Origin of the sequence: Segatella maculosa DSM 19339 = JCM 15638 (genome assembly GCF_000382385.1) — a bacterium.
Lineage (GTDB): Bacteria > Bacteroidota > Bacteroidia > Bacteroidales > Bacteroidaceae > Prevotella > Prevotella maculosa.
On the sequence record NZ_KB908320.1, the window covers coordinates 175,185 to 197,258 of the forward strand.

The 22,074-nt window shown below is 48.2% G+C and carries 17 protein-coding genes; 8 read left to right on the forward strand and 9 right to left on the reverse strand.

From position 1 onward, the window contains the following. The first annotated feature begins 44 nt into the window (after positions 1–44). Entirely contained in the window at positions 45–1,106 is a 1,062-nt protein-coding gene (locus H164_RS0102815; protein ID WP_019967210.1) for an asparaginase, read from the forward strand. A gap of 285 nt (positions 1,107–1,391) precedes the next feature. Here H164_RS0102815 and H164_RS0102820 read toward each other — a convergent pair whose 3' ends face one another. Continuing rightward, the gene (locus H164_RS0102820; RefSeq protein WP_025829700.1) at positions 1,392–4,355 is read right to left on the reverse strand and encodes an outer membrane beta-barrel protein; all 2,964 of its coding nucleotides are present in this window, start codon (positions 4,353–4,355) and stop codon (positions 1,392–1,394) included. A 630-nt stretch (positions 4,356–4,985) separates the two neighbouring features. On the opposite strand from H164_RS0102820, the gene H164_RS0102825 reads away from it, so the two are divergent. Beyond that, entirely contained in the window at positions 4,986–6,467 is a 1,482-nt protein-coding gene (locus H164_RS0102825; RefSeq protein WP_019967212.1) for a tagaturonate reductase, read from the forward strand. A gap of 77 nt (positions 6,468–6,544) precedes the next feature. Here H164_RS0102825 and H164_RS0102830 read toward each other — a convergent pair whose 3' ends face one another. Next, complete coding sequence (locus tag H164_RS0102830; protein ID WP_019967213.1) at positions 6,545–7,468, reverse strand: glucosaminidase domain-containing protein; 924 nt, start codon at positions 7,466–7,468, stop codon at positions 6,545–6,547. A 77-nt stretch (positions 7,469–7,545) separates the two neighbouring features. Here H164_RS0102830 and H164_RS0102835 point away from each other — a divergent pair, with 77 nt between their 5' ends. After that, positions 7,546–7,926, forward strand: a complete 381-nt coding sequence (locus H164_RS0102835; RefSeq protein WP_019967214.1) for a 2-amino-4-hydroxy-6-hydroxymethyldihydropteridine diphosphokinase — start codon at positions 7,546–7,548, stop codon at positions 7,924–7,926. Next, positions 7,923–9,194 carry a M64 family metallopeptidase gene (locus H164_RS0102840; protein WP_019967215.1) on the forward strand — a complete coding sequence of 424 codons (1,272 nt, stop codon included), beginning with the start codon at positions 7,923–7,925 and terminating at the stop codon, positions 9,192–9,194. Before H164_RS0102835 ends, H164_RS0102840 begins: the two co-directional genes overlap by 4 nt. Before the next feature lie 473 nt (positions 9,195–9,667). Here the strand turns inward: H164_RS0102840 and H164_RS0102845 are convergent, their stop codons facing one another. The 7 genes from H164_RS0102845 to H164_RS0102875 all read right to left on the reverse strand — a co-directional run bounded on the left by H164_RS0102845 (position 9,668) and on the right by H164_RS0102875 (position 18,952). Then, a complete protein-coding gene (locus H164_RS0102845) occupies positions 9,668–10,396 on the reverse strand; it encodes a YebC/PmpR family DNA-binding transcriptional regulator (protein ID WP_008563907.1) in 729 nt (242 codons plus the stop codon). A gap of 35 nt (positions 10,397–10,431) precedes the next feature. Then, the gene (pheT, locus tag H164_RS0102850; RefSeq protein WP_019967216.1) at positions 10,432–12,900 is read right to left on the reverse strand and encodes a phenylalanine--tRNA ligase subunit beta; all 2,469 of its coding nucleotides are present in this window, start codon (positions 12,898–12,900) and stop codon (positions 10,432–10,434) included. A 380-nt stretch (positions 12,901–13,280) separates the two neighbouring features. Continuing rightward, positions 13,281–15,236, reverse strand: a complete 1,956-nt coding sequence (rho, locus tag H164_RS0102855; protein WP_019967217.1) for a transcription termination factor Rho — start codon at positions 15,234–15,236, stop codon at positions 13,281–13,283. A 163-nt stretch (positions 15,237–15,399) separates the two neighbouring features. After that, complete coding sequence (gene rpsA, locus H164_RS0102860; RefSeq protein WP_019967218.1) at positions 15,400–17,181, reverse strand: 30S ribosomal protein S1; 1,782 nt, start codon at positions 17,179–17,181, stop codon at positions 15,400–15,402. 162 nt (positions 17,182–17,343) lie between these two features. Beyond that, on the reverse strand, positions 17,344–17,757 hold the full coding sequence (locus tag H164_RS0102865) for an RNA-binding S4 domain-containing protein (protein WP_019967219.1): 414 nt from the start codon (positions 17,755–17,757) through the stop codon (positions 17,344–17,346). Positions 17,758–17,759: 2 nt separating this feature from the next. After that, a complete protein-coding gene (pth, locus tag H164_RS0102870) occupies positions 17,760–18,332 on the reverse strand; it encodes an aminoacyl-tRNA hydrolase (protein ID WP_025829698.1) in 573 nt (190 codons plus the stop codon). 5 nt (positions 18,333–18,337) lie between these two features. Continuing rightward, complete coding sequence (locus H164_RS0102875) at positions 18,338–18,952, reverse strand: 50S ribosomal protein L25/general stress protein Ctc (RefSeq protein WP_008563899.1); 615 nt, start codon at positions 18,950–18,952, stop codon at positions 18,338–18,340. 222 nt (positions 18,953–19,174) lie between these two features. Here H164_RS0102875 and nusB point away from each other — a divergent pair, with 222 nt between their 5' ends. From nusB to coaE, 4 genes are read left to right on the forward strand one after another with little or no spacing between them, the layout of a single operon-like run. Then, positions 19,175–20,164, forward strand: coding sequence for a transcription antitermination factor NusB (gene nusB, locus H164_RS0102880; protein ID WP_019967221.1), 990 nt, complete (start codon positions 19,175–19,177; stop codon positions 20,162–20,164). 12 nt (positions 20,165–20,176) lie between these two features. Beyond that, positions 20,177–20,494: a preprotein translocase subunit YajC gene (gene yajC / locus H164_RS0102885; protein ID WP_019967222.1), complete on the forward strand. Its 318-nt coding sequence runs from the start codon at positions 20,177–20,179 to the stop codon at positions 20,492–20,494. Further along, the gene (locus H164_RS0102890) at positions 20,487–21,467 is read left to right on the forward strand and encodes a CdaR family protein (RefSeq protein WP_025829696.1); all 981 of its coding nucleotides are present in this window, start codon (positions 20,487–20,489) and stop codon (positions 21,465–21,467) included. Before yajC ends, H164_RS0102890 begins: the two co-directional genes overlap by 8 nt. 16 nt (positions 21,468–21,483) lie before the next feature. Beyond that, positions 21,484–22,059, forward strand: coding sequence for a dephospho-CoA kinase (coaE, locus tag H164_RS0102895; RefSeq protein ID WP_019967224.1), 576 nt, complete (start codon positions 21,484–21,486; stop codon positions 22,057–22,059). The last annotated feature ends 15 nt before the right edge of the window (positions 22,060–22,074 follow it).

Here is a 22,074-nt window from a genome sequence, read left to right on the forward strand (position 1 = left end):
AATTTGGGCTATATTTGCACCGATTTTTACGCAAACGATGACGTATGCACACAGACAACAAAAGAAGAACAAATTATACGGGAAGCGTCCTGCTCATTTATACGGGAGGGACCATCGGAATGGGCAGGAACAGGCAGACAAACGCTTTGGAGCCCTTGGATTTCAACCATCTGGTGAGCAATCTCCCAGAGATGAAATATCTTTCAATCAATATCGATATCCTCCAATTCGAACGGCCCATCGACTCCAGCGACATGGCAACGGAACATTGGGCCGAGCTCGTGAGAATCATTGCCAACAGATATGAAGCGTACGACGGTTTCGTCATTCTGCACGGGACAGACACCATGGCCTATACGGCGTCGGCGTTGTCGTTCATGCTTGAAAACCTGACCAAGCCCGTGATCCTCACAGGAAGCCAGCTGCCGATCGGGCAACTGCGGACCGACGGAAAAGAAAATCTCATCACAAGCATCGAACTTGCCGCTGCACAACATGAAGACGGGACGGCCATCGTTCCGGAAGTTTGCATCTACTTCAGCGGTAGCCTGCTAAGAGGGAACCGTTCGACAAAGCGAAATGCCGACGGCTTTGATGCCTTCGACTCTTTCAACTATCAACATCTGTGTGAAGCCGGCGTCGATTTCCATTTTCAGGAGCACAACATCTTACAGCCCGACTTCGCCAAACCAATGATACCGCATTTCGACATGAATCCAAACGTCATGGTGCTTTCCCTTTTCCCCGGCATTCAAGCTGATATTTTCAAACACGCTCTTGATGCCCCCGAACTGAAAGGTGTCGTCATGAGAAGTTTCGGAAGCGGGAACGCACCACAACAGCCTTGGTTGATAGACATTCTGAAGAAAGCGACCCAACGTGGCGTTTCTGTCGTCAATATCAGCCAATGTGTGGCCGGTTTTGTCGAAATGGAACGCTATGACACGGGCTATCAGCTGAAAGGGACCGGGGTCATCAGCGGGCGCGACAGCACGGTCGAAGCAGCCGTCACAAAACTGATGTATCTCTATGGCAGATATGGGAACGACACGCAGACCATACGGCACCAGCTGAAGCGTTCGCTTGCCGGCGAAATTCATGCTTGACGGTTTTTGGTTACGTCGGTTCGGGATAAGAATATTCAGGCAGCAAACCCCGAAGGGGTGACACTCCTACACTTTCTTTAACTTTTAGGTGCCAGAGTACGGCACTCCTATACTTTTCTTAACGTTTAACTGTCAGAGTGCGGCGCTCCTACACTTTTCTTAACGTTTAACTACCAGAGTGTGGCACTCCTAGGCTTTTCTTAACGTTTCAGTGTCAGAGTGCGGCACTCCTAGGCTTTTTTCTATTTTCGAGTGTCAGCGTGCGGCGCTCCAGACGTTTTTTTACTACATCGGCCTTCCGCCAAAGCCACCGAAGCCACCCGGAGGACCAATGGGCCTTCCGTGGCGCCCGCCCTTGCCGTGTCCGCCCTCCACGGGAGGAGCGGGCATACCTTTATTGGCATCCTTTCCTCCAAAAAGGTTCAGGCGGTAAATAACGTGGAGCATGGCATAGCTATTGATGCTGTTATACGTGATGTCATTACGTCGGAGTGCAGTGACCGTACGGCTGAAATTACTCTGCCGACGGAGAATATCATAGAACTGCAGGCTGACAGACAGTGACCTCCCTTTCAAAAATCCCTGTGAGAGTTGTGCATTCCAAACCAGTTCGTTCGTATTCATCGATGCATCGTTGTATCCACGGCGCGAGTTGTTATGCAAATCGGTTGCCAGCGACATGCCCCATGGCAACGAGATGTTCACCGAACCGCCATAGGCGAATTGCCATGTGTCCAGATTGCTCTGCTGCTGAAGTTGGTTACGGCTGTGCGTGTAGTTCAACGAACCATCGAGAGCAAGCTCCAGCCAACTGTTACGGTAGCTTGTTTCAAGGCGCTCACCCAAAGAGGTCGAACGGGTCGTATTCTTCACAGATGAGGAGCTGGCGTTCCGGGCGGCATAAGCCACATAGTTATTATAGTTCACGTTGGTGAAGGTATTGACATTGAAATGTCCGGCAGAGTCGATTGCCGTATTAAACATTAGGGCACCGTTCACGTTCCAGTTTCCGTTAATGTTCTCCGGGCGTGTTGTCCGTCCGCCGGTCTTGTCATCGTAGGTCACCCTGTTACTGATACCGTTGCGCGTGTTGCTATAATTCAGAAACGCCATGACGGCCCGCTGCTTGCTTTCTATATAGTTGTTGTAGAAAAACCTGAAGTTATTGGTGAACGAAGGCTTCAGCCCCGGATTACCCATGGAGATATTCAACGGGTCGCTATCGTCGGTGATATCGAGCAATTGCGTCATGCTCGGCTGCGAGGTTGTGCCCCGGTAATTGATGCGAAGATTGCTCACCTTACTGAAGCGATAGCGGAAATCGAGCGTCGGCGCGACATTGGTGACCCTACGCATCGTGTCGACATGAATTCCCTGATAATCCTGCATGTACTTCGATTGCTGCGGCTGTACCATCATGCCCACATTGAAATTATACTTCTTACGGACGATGCGCAGCATCAGTTGGAAGTCGTGGATATAATTGCGATATTCGGAATAACGACTCAACCGCTTGTCGAAATAGCTTCCCAGCGGATTGGCCAGTCGGGAGAGATAAGCGTCCCATGCACCGTAGCCAAGGGAAAGACCGCTGAAGAAGTGCTCGCCTAAGTTGCTGAAATCATAGGTCGAGCGGTCGCTCTTGCTGAACTTGTATTGAAACTCATAGCTGAACTGCAAGAAGGTCGCATGCAGAATAGGTTCACTGTAGGTGAAACGGGCACTGTAACCATGATTCGTTGTCGGCATCAAGCTCCAGCGGTTCTTCTGATAAGTGGAATCCTGCCCCAGTTTGTTCTGCACCTGATAGAGGTGGACGTTGTTCATGGAAAGGTTCTTACTGTCGTTCTTTCCATAATTAGCATCAACGCGCAACGTAACGTTCCGCCCTCGCACGCCCAACTTGCGATTGTATTGCAGCATACCGCCGACACGCTTGTTCCCGGCGTTCACAATGCTCTTGCTCTCGCGCTTGTTAACCATCAGGTCGTCGGCCTCAAGCTGGGCCAGCGACGCTGCTGACAGCGGGTCGGTCACATAGAGATAGGGGTCGGCATTGTAAGAAGCGGAGAGGTTGTTCGAATAGCTGTCGCTACCGGTATAAGTGAACTTCGGGCGGAACGTAACGACGGTCATCGAATCGGGTTTCCATTCCACACGCATGCGCCCGTCCCACGAGTCGCTGCGCGAAAAGGTCTTATCGTTGCTGTTGGAGAACGCTCCCACCTTGCTGACAAAGTTCTCGGAAGAGCCGAAGGAACTGACATCGCCATCAGAATGGTTCCAACGCAAGGAAGCGTCCAGCTGCAGTTTGTCTTTCAGTTCGAAGTTATAGTTCACCCCCAGCATCTTCGTAGCATTCAGTCCCTGTGCGCCGGCCCCGAAGCGTCCGAACCCGCCTCCGCCCGGAAAGCCTTGGTCGTTGGTATTGTTGGCATTCGCGAAGACCATCAGTCGGCTCTTATCATCGAACGAAGCTCCCATACCGCGGTTCGTATAGCGACCGTCGGTGCCTACCCCGAGGTCTACATTGCCGAAGACGCCTTTGTTCATTCCGGCCTTCACACCGAAGTCGAGCACGGTCTCTTCCTCGCCGTCATCGATGCCGGTTACTTTGGCCAGATCGCTCTTTTGGTCGTAGGCCTTGATGTTGTTGATAACCGACGCAGGAATGTTCTTCAGCGCAGTCTTCGTGTCGCCCGTCATGAATTCCTTGCCCTCGATGAGTATCTTCTTCACCTCTTTGCCGTTGATGGTTATCTTGCCGTCGTCGCTGATACGGGCACCGGGCAGACGCTTCACGAGTTCTTCTATCGTAGAACCTTCGGGCGTGCGATAGGCCGAGGCATTATAGACGAACGTGTCTTCTTTCAGCGTCACCTTGGTTGCCTGACCGGTTATGGTCGCCCCCTTCAGCATCACGGCATCGGCCCCCATCACGATCGTGCCCAAGTCCACGTCTTTCCCATTGACGACATTGACCTGACGCAGCAGCGTCTTATAGCCGATGCCGGTGATTCTGACGAGATAAAGCCCGTCGTCGGGCGCCTTCACCGAGAACTTTCCGTCGTTGTCGGAAACCGTTCCCGCAACGAACGAACTGTCACGGGCGCGAAGCAGCTGCACCGTGGTCTGTGGCAAAGGTTCTTTACTGTCTCTGTCAGAAAGAAGTCCGCTGACAAGCCGGCTCTGCGCGAAGCCGCTTCCGCACGCAATGGCCATCAGCAAGATTAAGATAGATTTTCTCATCAATGATTTCAAAATAAATTCGGTGGTTTAGACGCGGCCTTCGCGATTAGGTTTAATCCAACAATCACAAAAACTTATGAATTTATGTTTCATGTCCAGCCATTGCAACGGCTTGGTTTCCGTCTGTCGCTAAAGACCGGGCCAAGGGGCCCGTTTCTACTTCCATTGGAAGTCCTGTCCTACCTCCAATGGAAGTCCTCTCCTATCTCCATTGGAAGTCCTATCCTATCTCCACTGGAGGTCCTATCCTACCTCCACTGGAAGTCCTATCCTACTTCCAATAGTAGTCCTCTACGACTTCCAATAGTAATCCTATTGTACTACTGATAGTAGTCCTCTACGACTACTAATAGTAGTCCTTCCACACCTCCAAAAGGAAGACGATTGTATTCCTTATAGGAAGTCTTGACCTTTCCTTATAGGAAGCCTCGACTCTTCCTTATATGAATCCTCGACCTTTCCTTATAGGAAGCCTTTACCTTTCCTTATAGGAAATCTAAACACAGCCAATAAGAAGCGTAAACCTTTACGTGATGTTTTTACAGTCATCATGCCTTGCCAATCTCCAAAATGATTACTTTTGCAGCAACCATCATATAACGCAATCAAACAAATATTAGGAAACTAATCATGAAAGAATTAAAATCCCTGAACAAGCTCACTGCTCCCAAAAGCACGATGCCCGAAAGAATTATTCAGTTTGGCGAAGGAAACTTTCTCCGTGCCTTTGTCGATTGGATTATCCACAACATGAATCAAAAAACGGATTTCAACTCGTCTGTTGTCGTCGTACAACCCATCGAACGCGGTATGGTAGATTGGCTGAACGGGCAAGACTGTCTTTATCATCTCAATCTGCAAGGCAAGGAAAACGGTCGGCCCGTCAACACCCTGACACGCATCGATGCCATCAGTCGTGCGCTTAATCCCTATACTCAGCATCAGGCTTTCATAGCCTTGGCCGAACAACCTGAAATGCGCTTCATCATATCAAACACGACCGAGGCCGGTATTGCTTTCGACGACAGCTGCAAGTTTACCGACGCACCGGCTTCGAGCTATCCGGGCAAGCTTGTGCAGCTGCTGTTCCACCGCTATCAATACTTTAATGGTGCGCCCGACAAGGGCATGATCATCATGCCGTGCGAATTGATATTCCTCAACGGACATCATCTGAAGGCTTGCATCAACCAATATATCGACTTGTGGAAAGCTGATTTAGGGGCCGATTACGAAGGCTTCAAAGCATGGTTCAGAGACCATTGCTTCGTTTGCGCCACCCTTGTAGACCGTATCGTCCCGGGCTTCCCACGCGATACGATTAAGGAAATCCAAGAGAAGATTTGCTATAAGGACAACCTTGTGGTGAAAGCCGAGAGCTTCCATCTATGGGTGATTGAGAAGGCCGAGAACATGACCGTGGAGCAACTGCAGGAAGAGTTCCCTGCACACAAGGCCGGCCTGCACGTGCTCATCACAGACAATGAAAAACCCTATCATGCCCGCAAAGTAACCCTGCTGAACGGTCCGCATACGGTGCTATCGCCGGTGGCCTTCTTAAGCAACGTCGATATTGTGCGTGATGCCTGCGAACACCCCGTGATAGGGAAATATATCCATAAAGTGCAGTTTGACGAACTCATGCAAACCTTAGACTTGCCTATGGAAGAACTCCAGCAGTTTGCAACTGATGTAATGGAACGGTTCGAAAACCCGTTCGTTGATCATCAGGTCACTTCAATCATGCTCAACTCTTTCCCGAAATATGAAACTCGCGATCTGCCCGGCCTAAAGATTTATTTGGAAAGAAAGGGTGAACTTCCGCGCGGATTGGTATTCGGTTTAGCTGCCATCATCACTTATTATAAAGGTGGAAAGCGTTCGGACGGAACCGCCATCACTCCGAATGACGACAAGAAGATTATGGACAGACTGACCGAACTCTGGAACACCGGCGACACGCAAAAGGTGGCAGAGGGTGTTCTCGCTTTCGACTATATCTGGCATAAAGACCTTAACAAAACCGTTCCCGGTTTAACCGAACAGGTGAAGAAGTATCTTGATTTAATCCAAGAGAAAGGTATGCTTGACGCAGTTAAAGACATTCTCTGATTTATCTTAAACATAATATAAATCCCTTTATCATCTCCGAACAATCGGATGATAAAGGGATTTTTTCATTGAGCGGCTCAATACACCCTCAACGTATCTCCCACTCTCGCTTGATAATCCGGCGACAGATGATTCTTCTTGTAAAGACTCTTGAGGCGGATACCATAGCGTTGTGCGATGCTGTACATACTCTCGCCAGCCTTCACGATATGTGGTCGGTTCTTATAAACCTTGTCTGCCTTCTTCTGCTTCTTCTTCAGATAAATAATCTCACCTGCATGGAGCACGTCGTGCTTGTCGCGCTCGTTATACTTTGCAATCTTACGATAGGAAATGTCTATCTCTTCGCCTATACCCTTAAATGTGTCGCCGGCGCGCGCAATGATATAATAGTTTTTGTTATAAATCTTGATTGGATGAAGGCTCATGCCTTGCGATACAGGCTTATCGTATCCTCCACGCTTCGCCATAAACTTGTCATAGCTGGTGGCCTTGTCAAGTTCATAAAGTTTATAGAGCTCGATCAGTTCTATCAACTTGTCCGCATATCTCGGATTGGTTGCATATCCGCAAGCCTTCAATCCCTGTGCCCAACCACGATAATCCGTACGTTGGAGCGTAAAGAGACTGTTGTATCTTACGTTATACCGCAAGAATTTACTATGATCCTCGTAGCTTTGCAATACATTATCGTATGCTCGAAAGCATTCGTTGCGTGCGTCATCGTCATGGTAAACGCTTCGCCCTGTCCAGCCGTGACACTTGATACCAAAGTGATTGTTGCCCTTTACAGACAGCTCACTTCTGCCGGCTCCACTCTCAAAAATTCCCTGAGCCAAAGTAATACTTGCAGGAATGTTATAACGCAACATCTCCTCTATCGCAAGGTCTTTATATTGGTCGATGTATTCCTGATATACCGAGTTCCAACGCATCTGTGCAGAGAGATGCGATATAAAAAACAAACAAGCAAACAGGAAGAGGCATATTCTTTTCGTCATAGCGGCAAAATTACGAAATATCAGAAAAAAACACAAGAAACATAGGGGCTTTTATCAATTATTAGTAATTTTGCAATATGTCTGACGATAAGAAACTCATCATCGTACTGGGATCGAATTACCATCCGATGCAGCATATCCGGCATGCGGAAATCATGTTGAAGGAACATTTCCCCGACATCATCTTCTCCGCACACTTACGGACGAAGCCCATCGGCATAGCTTCACCGCACTTTGTCAACACACTCGCCGTCTGCTCCGCGAAAGGCGGTCTTGAAGATACGCTCCGAGACATCAAGCGCATAGAGCATTCATGTGGCGACACCATGCAACAGCGAAAGAATGGCGTTATTGTCATCGACATAGACCTTCTCCGTTTCGGAGACAAAAAACTACATAAAGACGATTGGAAACGTCCCTATATCCGACAACTCCTTGAAGAAATGAACCTGATATGAAAAAGATACTCCTCCTTTCAGTACTTTTGCTGAATCTCAATGCCAAGGCACAACGCTTTGAAGACTATTTCACCGACGCGACACTACGCATCGACTACACCTTCTCGGGAAACACAAAGCATCAGGAAATTGCTTTGGACAAACTGAACTGCTCACCACGATGGTATGGAAAGCGCAGGCGATTGACCGAAGTGCCCGTCGAAGGCAATGGGCAAATCATCGTGCGCGACCATCGATCTGACAGCATCATCTACAAGAACTCCTTTTCCACACTCTTTCAGGAATGGCTCTCTTACGACGAAGCCAAGACCACTCCGCGAAGTTTCGAGAACGTTTTCCTAGTACCGATGCCCAAAGACACCATAGACGTGACCCTCACCCTCTATGACAATCGACGAAAGCCGATGGCTTCCATGCATCATCAAGTGGTTCCGACCGATATCCTCATCAGAAAGATAGGCTACGACAGGCAAACACCGCATGTACAGCTGCTCGCGCCCAAAGACAGCACAGCCTGTATCCGCATCGCATTTGTCGCCGAAGGCTACCGGCCGGCTGAGATGCCGACATTCATCAGCGATGCTACCCATGCCATGAATGCCATCTTCGCCCATGAGCCTTTCAAGGGGCTGAAAGACCGCTTCTCGGTGGTTGCCGTCGAAGCACCGTCCAAGGACAGCGGGACCTCTATCCCCTCGAAAGGCATTTGGAAACACACCGCGCTGAGCAGCCACTTCGACACATTCTACAGCGACAGATACCTGACCACGCTGCATCTCAAAGACATGCACGACCTACTTGCCGGCATTCCCTATGAACACATCATTGTCCTCGTCAACACCGACCACTATGGCGGAGGCGGTATTCTCAATTCCTACAACCTGTCGATGGCGCACCACAGGCTCACCAATGCGGTGGTTGTTCATGAATTTGGCCACAGTTTCGCCGGATTGGCAGACGAATACGGATACGACTTCGAGCAAATTCCGATTTATCCTCACGACATTGAGCCGTGGGAGCCGAATATCACGACGCTGACCCGCTTCCGCGACAAATGGGTAGACATGATAAAGAAAGGAACGCCCGTGCCCACACCCGCCACAGAGAACAATCGCCAACGTGTCGGCGTGTACGAAGGGGCCGGATATGCCCTGAAAGGCGTGTATCGTCCCATGCAGGATTGTCGCATGCGCACCAATGAAAGCCCGGATTTCTGCCCCGTATGCCAAAGAGCCATCGCCCGACTGATAGATTTCTACACCCGATAAATCCGGATTGGCAATTAGTCCTGCGCCATGTGCGCAAACGCCACAGCGAACGATGGCAACCTTTCGCCCCGGGGCGAAAGCACCAAACGCAAACATGTGTTAACGTCGCCCTAGGGCGAAGGTTCAAATGAAAACATAAATTAACATCGCCCTAGGGCGAAAGTTCTAAATGTAAACGTGTCTTAACGTCGCCCTAGGGCGAAAGTGTCAAACGTAAACGTGTGTTAACGTCGCCTTAGGGCGAAGAGCCTCTGATGACCAATTTGGAACGATTTCCAAGCCTCTTCTCTTATTTCAACCCTTCTGCGACTCGATCTCAGCCATTTCGGGCGGTGATATGAGTCATATTACGAGGTGAAATAGCTGAGATTGCAAAGCCATGTGGCCGATATCAGATTACGATTTGACGGATAAAAAAAACGACAGTTAGGGTAGCGTCATTCCTACCCTAACTGTCGAAAAGGTTGCCCCGGTTATTCCTCGGGCTTCATGTTCGTGTAGACAGTCTGAACGTCGTCGAACTCTTCGAGTTTCTCAACCATCTTGTCTATGGTCTCGCGCGCTTCAGCCGTCACGTCTTTCAAATCGTTGGGGATATAGGTGAACTCGGCACCGGTGACCTCGAAACCTTCAGACTCGAGGTGCTTCTGAATGTCGCCGAAACTCTTCGGGTCGCCGTAGATGGTGATTTCGTTCTCCTCCTCATCTTCGTCGTACTCGTCTTCCACGCCATAGTCTATCAAATCGAGTATGAGTTCATCCATGTCGAGTCCCTCTTTCTTTTTGAATGTAAAGACCGACTTGTGGTCGAAAAGAAAGGAAAGACTACCTGTCGTTCCCATGTTGCCACTGAACTTGTTGAAGACGGAACGCACGTCGGCCACTGTTCGCGTAGTGTTGTCGGTCAAGGTATCCACCAACACTGCCACGCCGTGAGGCCCGTAGCCTTCGTAAGTAACTTCCTTGTATTCGCTTTGGTCCTTGCCCATGGCGTTCTTGATGGCCCGCTCGATGTTATCCTTCGGCATGTTCTCGCGCTTACAGTTGGCTATCAATGCGCGAAGCGTAGGATTATTCTCGGGTTCGGGACCGCCGGCCTTCACGGCGATGGCAATCTGTTTACCCAGTTTCGTAAATACACGGGCCATGTGCCCCCACCGTTTCAGCTTCGTTGCTTTGCGGTATTCAAATGCTCTTCCCATTTTGTTTATCTGTTTTTGTTTGTTTCTAAGCGTATTTATCTCAGTTCAGCACCGAGTTTGGCAGAGAGTTGCTTGATAAGTTTCTGCATAACTCCATCGATAGCCTTGTCGTTGAGCGTCCTTCCGGCATCCTGCAAGATGAAGTTCACGGCATAGCTTTTCTTGCCTGCGGGCAGGTTCTTGCCCTCATAGACATCGAAGAGTTCTACACGTTTCAGGAGCTTCTTCTCGGTCTGCAGGGCAATCTGCTCTATTTGTCCGAACGTAACGTCCTTGTCTATCAACAGTGCCAAGTCACGACTCACGGCAGGGAACTTGCTGATTTCCTCGAACACGATTTCCCGCTTGCCGGATAGCTTGGCCAATGCCTCCCAATCTATGTCTGCATAATAAACCGGCCGACTGATGTCGAACCGTTTCAAGAGCTTTCCATTCAGAATACCCACCTCGGCCAGCACCTTGCCTCCGCGGTTCGCATAGGCAAGTCCCTTGCTGAAGATGTTGTTGTCGCTCTTGTTGATGACCAACATGCCCGCAGGAACACCAGCCCGAACAAAGATATTCTGCACGTAGGCCTTGAGTTCGTAGAAGCTCATATCTTCATCGGCATGAGCCCACGAGCCTTCTACGCGCTTACCTGTCAACCAAAGTGCCAGATGCTGGTCTTCGCTGTAAGCCTTGGCCGGAGCTTCGGCATTCCATTTCTCTTTATCATACCGATAGACATTGCCCGTTTCGAAGAAGCGTAGATTGCCGTTGCGCCGATTTACGTTGCGCATGATGCTTTCCAAACCACCGAAGAGCAACGTTTGACGCATCACACCAAGGTCGGCACTCAAGGGGTTCATCAGCTTGACCGTGTTCGCTTCGGGATAGGCATTCAGGTCGAGGTCTGTATAATAAGAGAGTCTCGAGAGCGAGTTATTGAGTATCTCGTTGAACCCGCAGCCCACCAACTGCTCGCCGATGAGGTTAGCCAGTCGGTGCTTCCTATCCTCGTCGCCGGCAATGGTCAGCGAACTCTTCAACTGTGTCGGGATCTCCACGTTGTTGTATCCATAGATGCGCAGGATATCCTCCACGACATCGCAAGGACGCTGCACATCGGAACGATAGGACGGAACAAGCAACTCGACGCCTGCTTCGGTCTCGCCGACAATCTTCATCTCCAAGCTGGCAACAATGTTCTTGATGGTCTCCTTGCCTATCTCTTTACCGATGAGCCTATGCACATAATCGTAGGAAAGACTAACCTTGAAGTCGTCTATCGGTTTGGGATAAACGTCCTTTATCTGCATTGAGACCTTTCCGCCGGCCAGGTCCTTACACAAGATGGCCGCCTGCTTCAGGGCATAAATGATGCCTTCGGGGTCGATGCCACGCTCGAAGCGATAGCTGGCATCGGTGCTCAACCCGTGGCGACGCGCACTCTTGCGAATCCACGTGGGGTGGAACCACGCACTCTCGAGCACCACGTTGCGCGTGGTGTCATACGTACCGCTACCCTTTCCGCCGAACACGCCGGCGATACACATCGGCTCCTCGGCGTTACAGATGCTCAGGTCGCGTCCGCCAAGCGTATGTTCCTCGCCGTCGAGAGTCACGAACTTGGTGCCTTCGGGCTGCGTGCGCACCACAATCCTGTGCCCCTTCACCATGTCGGCATCAAAGCAGTGCATCGGTTGCCCATAGGCCATCATCACGTAGTTTGTAATGTCGACGATATTATTGATGGGGCGCAGACCCACGACGCGCAACTTGTCCTGCAGCCACGCCGGACTTTCCTTCACGTCGCAATCGGTGATGCTCACACAGGCATACCGTCTGCACGCCTCGGTGTTCTCGATTTCCACGTCTATCGGCAGGTCTTCGTTGTCCACCTTGAAAGCATCGCACGACGGGCGATGCAGGCCAGTGGGTCTTCCCTGCTGCTTGAGCCACGCATGGAAGTCGCGTGCCACTCCGTAGTGCGACAGTGCATCGCCACGGTTGGCCGTAATGTCCACCTCGAGCACCCAGTCGCTCTCCAGCTGATAGTATTCTGCTGCGGGCGTGCCAACCACGGCGTCATCGGGCAGCACGATAATGCCGTCGTGACTGCTACCCACGCCTATCTCGTCCTCGGCACATATCATGCCCAGCGACTCCACACCACGCAACTTGCTCCGCTTGATGGTGAACGACTCCTCGCCGTCGTAGAGCACACAGCCCAGATCGGCCACGATGACCTTCTGCCCGGCCGCCACGTTCGGTGCGCCGCACACAATCTGTTGCGCTTCATCTTTTCCCAAATCCACCGTCGTCACATGAAGATGGTCGCTGTTGGGGTGAGGCTCGCACGTGAGCACCTGCCCGACGTAGAGCCCCTTCAGCCCGCCCTTGACGGTCTGCACTTCTTCCAAGCCCCCGACTTCCAGTCCGATGGAAGTCAGCGCTTCTGCCGTCTCCTGCGGCGTGAGGTCGAAGTCGACGTATTCCTTAAGCCATTTATACGAAATGTTCATAGTCTGATGTTATGTTGTTTTCAAAACGGTGCAAATATACAAAGAAAAGCGCACATACGCAAGGGCCGGGACAGAAAAAGAGGGCACAAAACCACCTGCTCGCACATGATGTGGCAGATTGGTGTAGCATGCCCTTGGATAGAGGTGTAATACACCGTTGTACGAAGGTGTACCGTACCCATCACTGTAGGTGTACCGTACCTATTGTCATGGGTGTACCGTACCCATTGTCATGGGTATACCGTACCCATTACCGTGGGTGTACCGTACCCATTGTCGTGGGTGTACCGTACCCATTGTCGTGGGTGTTAAACACCCTTGGGCGAAGGTGTTTAACACTCATGCCGGCCGATGTACTTCTCTTGTCAGCAGAAGGCTGCTTACGAGTTCATCGACAGGAGGAATTCATCGTTGTCTTTGGTGTGAACCATGCGGTTGCGAATGGAGTTCATGGCCTCTATGGGATTCATGTCGCTGATGTATTTACGAAGTATCCACATGCGGTCGAGCGTGGTCTTGTCCTGCAGCAAGTCGTCGCGTCGTGTGCTCGAAGCCACGAGGTTGACCGACGGGAAGATACGCTTGTTCGAGAGCGAGCGGTCGAGCTGAAGCTCCATGTTACCCGTTCCCTTGAACTCTTCGAAGATTACTTCGTCCATCTTCGAGCCTGTGTCGATGAGGGCTGTCGCAATGATAGTGAGCGAGCCGCCACCCTCGATGTTGCGGGCCGCACCGAAGAAACGCTTCGGCTTCTGGAGCGCATTGGCATCGACACCACCCGTGAGCACCTTTCCGCTGGCCGGGCTGACGGTGTTGTAGGCACGGGCCAAACGCGTTATGGAGTCGAGGAAGATGACCACGTCGTGTCCGCATTCGACCATGCGCTTGGCCTTCTCGAGCACGATGCCGGCTATCTTCACGTGACGCTCGGCAGGTTCGTCGAAGGTCGAGGCGATGACCTCGGCATTCACCGTGCGGGCCATGTCCGTGACTTCCTCCGGGCGCTCGTCGATGAGCAGCATCATCAGGTAGGCCTCGGGGTGATTGGCAGCGATGGCGTTCGCAATGTCCTTCATCAAAATGGTCTTACCTGTCTTGGGTTGCGCCACGATGAGCGCGCGCTGCCCTTTGCCGATGGGCGAAAAGAGGTCTACGACGCGGGTCGAGAGGTTTGTCGTTGCACGGTCGCCGCAGAGCGTGAACTTCTCGTCGGCGAAGAGTGGCGTGAGATGCTCGAACGGTATACGGTCGCGCACTTCCGCGGGCTTCCGGCCGTTGATCATGTCCACCGATGTGAGCGGGAAGTACTTTTCGCCCTCGTGAGGAGGACGGACGTGACACGCTACCACGTCTCCCGTCTTGAGCCCGTATTTCTTGATGATGTTCGTTGCGACGTACACATCGTCGGGCGAAGAAAGGTAGTTGTAGTCGCTCGAGCGCAGGAAGCCGTAGCCGTCGGGCATCACTTCGAGTACGCCATTGGCCGTGATGAGGTCGGTGAAGTCGAAGCGTTCCGCGCCTTGTGACTGAACGGGCTGTTGGTAACTGTTAGGCGAGATGCCACCCATCGTGGGGTTGTCAAACATGTCGAAATTGGGCACGGCCCCTTGATCTTCTATTGGCAGGTCGACCACGGTGATAAAGTCGGTACCATCGCCGGGGTCGTCTGCCCAAACACCCTCCGGGGCAGACTCGGACGTTCCTTCGTTGTCCCTGTTATGATCGTTGATCTTGGCTTGCAATTGTTCCAAGAGGCTGTCTTTCTCCGCATCCGCTTTGTCTGCGCTTCTCGCGGCAAAGGCAGCTTCGGGGATTGCTTCTTCTTGTCCGTGGTTTACGGCAACATCTTCCGAAGCCTCATTTGCTTGTTCGCCGACAATGCCGGCATCAATGGTGGACTTGTCGTCATCGGTACTATGGGGTGTCTCGGCGACAGCAATCGGCTCTGTTTCCTTTTTCGGCTTGCGTCCGCGCCGCTTTGGCTGGACGGCAGCCACCTCTTCAGTCTTCTTCACCGCATCTTCTTGCGAAGTCGTCTCCTCATCCTTGAAAAGCGACTTCTGCTCAACGGTCGTCTTACTTTTCTTTGCGTCGAGGTTCTCCCCTTCTTTCCCTTTCACGGTATAAACACGGTCAGTGTCTTTCTTTGCGATTCTGGTGCGTTTTCTTTTTGTGCCCAATGGGTTCTTGCTACCTTCTTCAATGGCCTGCTTGTCCAAAATGGCATAAATGATATCTTCCTGACTCTCATCAGTCTTTAAGGTGACACCCAATTCTTTGGCAATGATAGCCAAATCGGTGACATCCTTAGATAATAATTCATCCTTGCTAAACATGTTAAGTATATGAAAATATTGATTGAATAGAAATATGTTTCACGAATGGAAACACAGTTGCATTAAAAATCATTGCAAAGGTAAGCAAAAAATCCGTATATCCAAAAAAAGAGTCTGCTTTTTTCAAAACAGACTCTTAATTATCCTTTGGTCTAAGCGATTGTTATTCGCCTTTTTCCATCTTGGCTTTCAAATCGGCAAGTACATCAAGGTCGCCCAATGACGTTCCTGCAGTCACATTGGTAATCTGAGCTGCAGCCTCTGCCTTGTGAGCGGCATGTTTACGAGTCGGCTTTGTTGCTGTAGTTTCATCCTTACCCTCCTCGAATGTACGACTATGAGAAAGAATGATACGCTTTGTATCCTTTACGAATTCGATAACCTTAAAGGAGAGTTCTTCGCCAAGTTGAGCCTGAGAGCCATCCTCTTTCACAAGGTGCTTCGGAGTAGCAAATCCCTCACCACCTTCATTCAAGGTGATAACGGCTCCCTTATCCATCAGCTGGGTAATTTTACCCTCATGCACAGACCCTGGAGTATAAATAGTCTCATAAGTATCCCAAGGATTGTCTTCAAGCTGCTTGTGACCAAGGCTCAAACGACGATTCTCCTTATCAATATCAAGAACGACTACGTCGATTTCGGCACCAACGGTCGTGAACTCTGACGGGTGCTTCACCTTCTTAGTCCAAGAGAGGTCGCTGATATGAATCAATCCGTCAACACCTTCCTCGAGTTCAACGAAGATACCGAAGTTCGTGAAGTTTCGGACCTTTGCCGTATGCTTGCTGCCCACAGGATATTTCACTTCGATTGCCTCCCACGGGTCTTCCTTGAGCTGTTTGATACCAAGACTCATCTTACGCTCATCGCGGTCGAGGGTCAAAATAACGGCTTCTACCTCGTCGCCTACATTCAAAAATTCTTGAGCAGAACGCAGGTGCTGGCTCCAAGACATCTCACTCACGTGAATCAAGCCTTCAACGCCCGGCTGTATCTCTACAAATGCACCATAGTCGGCGATAACCACAACCTTTCCCTTTACGTGGTCTCCCACTTTCAAATCTGCGCTCAATGCATCCCATGGGTGTGGGGTAAGCTGCTTCAAACCGAGAGCAATACGCTTCTTCTCCTCATCGAAGTCGAGAATAACAACATTGATTTTCTGATCAAGTGCAACAACCTCATGAGGATCGCTTACGCGACCCCAAGAGAGGTCTGTGATATGAATGAGTCCATCAACACCACCGAGATCAACAAATACACCATAAGAAGTGATATTCTTGACCGTGCCCTCAAGCACTTGTCCTTTCTCAAGGTGAGAGATAATTTCTTTCTTCTGTGCCTCCAACTCGGCTTCTATAAGTGCCTTGTGGGAAACAACGACATTGCGGAACTCTTGATTGATTTTGACAACTTTGAATTCCATAGTCTTGCCTACGAACACATCGTAGTCGCGTATAGGATGAACATCTATCTGGCTTCCCGGAAGGAATGCCTCAATACCGAAAACATCAACAATCATACCGCCCTTCGTACGGCACTTGATATAGCCCTGAATGATTTCTTCATTCTCGAGTGCTTCATTCACCTTATCCCAACTCTTGTTTAAGCGGGCCTTACGGTGAGAGAGAACCAACTGACCTTTTTTGTCCTCTTGACTTTCCACATAAACCTCGACCTTGTCGCCCACTTTCAAATCAGGGTCATAACGAAATTCCGAAGCCGGAATGACACCGTCACTCTTGTAGCCAATATTGACGACCACTTCTTTCTTGTCAAGTGCAATCACAGTACCCTCCACAACCTGATGCTCCTGAATTTTGTTCAGGGTCTCATCATAAGCTTTCTCAAGGTCTTGCTTACTTACATCTGCACTCGAACCATTCTCAAACTCGTTCCAATCGAAGTCTGATAAAGGTTGTACGTTCTTTAATTCTGACATAAAATAAATAAAAGTTTTTTAATTAATAAAGTTAGACTTTATGTTATACTGACATGTCCGACCATCCGGGCACACCACGAAACGCGTGCAAAGATACGCTAATTAATATGAAATCAAAGTATGCACTATTGTATTTTATATTATAATTAAAGTTGTTTAACACTAATCCTCTTCGTCTTCTTCATCAAAATCAAACACAACTGGAGCGGCAAAGGCATCAAGTGCGCGTCTTTCTTTCTTCGTTGGTCTACCTGTACCGCGTGCTCGGTCGACAAATCCACTTATTCGACTCATCTCCAAAAGTTCATATTGTTTGGTATCGGTCACGTTTTCATAGATTTCAGGGAGCGATTTGGCACCTACACGTTGCTCAATACATTTCAACACCTTATAAGAATAGGTGACGGGCGGCTTACGGACATGGATCATCTCACCGGTCTTGATGATATGGCTTGGCTTGACACTGACACCATTTATGATAATACGTCCATTTTTACAAGCATCAGCAGCGACAGAGCGTGTTTTGAACACACGTGCTGCCCAAAGCCATTTGTCTATTCTCGCTATTTCTGCCATGCTTACTTCTTTCCGAGTTTGTTAAATTGGTTCATCGTAGTGTCGATACCGGCCAAAACAAAACTATTGATGATCTCACAAGCCGTGTCAATACTAGTTTGCAGCGTCTTCAAGTCATCAGCACTATATTTTCCCAACACCCACTCTACCTGGCTGCCTTTTGGATAATCATTACCAATACCTATACGAAGACGGGCATAATCCTGCCCGATGAGTTGCTGGATATGTCCCAATCCGTTATGCCCGCCATTATTTCCACTTGCTTTCAGACGGAAAGCACCTAATGGCAGCACTATATCATCACTAATGACAAGCAATCTGTCCTGTGCGATATTTTCTTTCTGAAGCCAATATCTCACAGCATTTCCACTGAGATTCATGAAAGTAGTGGGCTTAAGTAGGAATATTTTACGTCCTTTGACCGTCATTTCAGCGATGTAGCCGTAACGCTTGTCTTCAAAATGAATATTGGACACCTTTGCAAAAGCGTCCAATACCATAAAGCCAGTGTTGTGACGGGTTCCTTGATATTCATCACCCGGATTACCCAATCCACAAATCAAGAATTTATCCATTTTGATTATTCAGCAGCAGGAGCTTCTTCTTCGGCCGTAGCCGCAGCCTGCTGAGCTTGACGTGTCATCTTAATGGAGCAAACAACAACATCTTTACTTGTTGCAACCTCAAGCCCCTCGAATGTAAGTTCGCCCACCTTGATACTCTTGCCTATCTTCAAAGCTGTAACATCTATATCGAGATGTTCAGGTATCTGCTGGTAAGGAGCTGTCACGTTGATTTTACGGATAGAAAGATTCATGCGACCTCCATCACGCACACCCTGTGCAAGTCCTACCAATTTAACCGGAATACCAATCGTGATTGGTTTTTGATCGTTTACTTCATAGAAATCTACATGCAAAGGAGTATCTGTCACGGGATGAAACTGAATTTCCTTTAAAATAGAAGTATAGTGTTCACCTTCGATATCAAGATTGATAACATAGATATGTGGCGTGTAAATGATTTTACGGAGCTCACTAAATGAAACAGAAAAAGCATGAGCTATGGGATTTCCGTTGTCATCTTTCTTTTCTCCATAGATATTACACGGAATGAATCCTTGCTTACGGAGTTCTTTTGAAGCTTTCTTTCCTAGGCTATTACGCTTCTGGCCTGTTACGATAATCTCTTTCATACACTGTGTTACTCTAAATTAAATTTTAACGAATTAATTCGCCATCACACGAGATTGCTCTCGGAAAAGCGCTGCAAAGGTAATCTTTTTTTGCCTATTATACAAATTTCTGAAAAAAAATAATGAAAAAATAAAGATTAAGCTTGTTTATTCTATTGAAAAATCATATATTTGCATTATCATTTGAAAAGTGGAAGTGTAAGAAATCAAAATTATTAGAGAATGATTAATAGGGAACTTATAAGGATAAAGGTGGTTCAGTTAACCTATGCATACTATCAAAACGGTAACAAAAACATAGATACGGCAGAAAAAGAATTGTTTTTCAGTCTTTCAAAAGCATATGATTTATATAACTATTTACTCTTACTGATAGTTGCTATCACTCGAGAAGAGCGTCATAGAGTAGATGTTGCCGTCCAACGAGCCCAACGTGAAGAAACCGAATTGCCTTCGCAGAAGTTTGTATATAATAAATTTGCTCTTCAGTTGGAGGAAAATAAGACGCTCCATGATTTTGTCGTTGCCCAGAAACTATCATGGGACGACGATATCGAATTCATTCGTAAGGTTTGTAATCAAATAGAAAGCAGCGAATTTTATACCAATTATATGTCTTCCGAAAGCGATGATTATGAAACTGACCGTGAGCTTTGGCGCAAGCTATATAAACAATTGATCCAAAATAACACAGATCTTGACGCTCTGCTTGAAGAAAAGAGTCTTTATTGGAACGATGATCGAGAGGTCATCGACACCTTTGTTCTTAAAACCATAAAACGGTTTAGTCCGGACAAAGAAAGTGGACAAGAACTATTACCCGAATATAAAGACGAAGAAGATAAGGATTTTGCCCGTAGATTATTCCGGGCTACAATTCTCAATGCAGACCGTTATCAGCAGTATATGAGTGAGGCTAGTCGTAATTGGGACTTCAGTCGATTAGCCTATATGGATGTCGTTATCATGCAGATTGCAATTGCTGAAATGCTGACCTTTCCAAATATCCCTGTCAGTGTGACCATCAACGAATATGTTGACTTGGCTAAACTTTACAGTACACCAAAAAGCGGAGGATACATTAATGGCATGTTGGATAGCATTGCTCGCTATTTTGTCAATAACGGTCTTATGATGAAGACACTAAAGGAACGCGATAATGAGAATAGTGAGGACAGTAAGGATAAGAAGAATACAACTAAGCTTATATAAAAATCAACTTCAATGAATACAATGTTATTAGCTGCCCAAGCAGCACAGGGTGGAGGAATGGGTGTTTTCATTATGATGGGTGCCATTCTCGTTATCTTTTGGTTGTTTATGGTACGTCCACAACAGAAAAAACAAAAGAAGATTCGTAATTTTCAGAATTCGCTCCAAGAAGGTTCAAGAATCGTTACCGGAGGTGGAATCCATGGTATTGTCAAACATGTAAACATACAAGATGATACTGTCGATATTGAAATTGCACGTAGTGTAGTCATTACCGTAAGTAGAGGATATATCTTTAAAAATGCATCAGTTCAGATGCCAAATGCATAATCTATTCAGATTTTTCAAGATTGTCAGGAACTTTCTTTTCAGTTCTATGAACAGAGAGTTTCTGATTTTTTTGTTCTTTCTCGGGCTGAGTGGTACATTTTGGTTACTGATGGCTCTTAATGAAACCTATGACAAAGATATCCCTGTGCCAATAAGGTTGGTCAATGTTCCCCGCAATGTAGTAATCACTCAGAATATAAACGACACAATAGACGTGACGATGAGAGATAAGGGATTTACATTACTTACCTATAGTTACGCGGGAAAGATACAGCCTGTCACGATAGACTTTGAACGTTATGCAAACAAAGAGAGAGGTTTCGGCAGGGTACCGCTCTCCGACTTACAACGAATGATTTACTCTCGTCTTTATAATTCATCCAAAATCTCAGCAATTAAATCAGATTCTGTCACATTCTATTTCAATTATGGTCAGTCCAAACGAATACCCATTCGTGCTTTAGGACAGCTTCAAACCGGGCGTAGCTATTATATCTCAAGGATAGCTTTCCAACCAAACTATGCAACAATCTATGCCGGCAGACAGATTTTGGATAGCATTCGATGGGTGACTACCGAAAAGTTGAATTTGCGACATATTGAAGACACCGTCAGTCTTTTGGTGTCTCTACGCTCCATTCCCGGTGCAAAAATCACTCCGAAAACGGTTCGAATGACCATCTATCCGGATATTTTAACCGAAGAGAGCGTCGAAGTTCCTATAGAGGCCGTGAACATGCCTGAAGGAAAAATCCTACGCACATTCCCTTCTAAGGTCAAAGTCACATTTACTGTCGGTGGAAGTCGCTTCCGCAATATCCGTCCCGAACAATTCGTTGTTGTTGCCGACTATGACGATATCACAAATCACCCATCTGACAGGTGTCCGATCAAGCTGAGCCAGTTCCCCAATGAAATCAGACGGCCGAAGTTGGAAATGACGCAAGTCGATTACTTGATAGAACAACGATGAAAAGATGCCTACTCGAATGAGGAAACAAATCTATAGATATGCCATAACCGGCGGTATAGGCGCAGGTAAAAGCCATGTCTGTCAACTGCTGGGCAAACGCGGTATAGCGGTTTATGATTGTGACGAAGCTGCCCAGCGACTCATGTCTTCCGATATTGCGTTACAAGACGCCCTAAGTTGCCTCGTTGGTTCATCCATCTATCAGAATGGTAGATTACGGAAAGACATACTTACCAACTTCTTGCTCAAAGGCGAACCCCATAAGCAGGCAGTAAACGAGATTGTCCACCCGGCCGTAGCACTTGATTTTCTAAAAAGCGGTTTCCAATGGCTCGAAAGTGCTATTCTTTTCGATAGCGGTTTCTACCAAAGAGTTACTTTCGACCGCACAATATGTGTGTCGGCTCCCTTAGAAATAAGAATAAAACGCATCATGGAGCGCGATTTCATAACGGAGGAACACGCAAGGCAGTGGATAGAAAGCCAGATGTCACAGGACGAAATAGAGAAACGTACCGATTTCGTCATTATAAATGATGGGAAAGCAAATCTTGAGACGCAAATAGACAAACTATTGTCGTGTCTTCATTGATTGATTCCTGTTCTC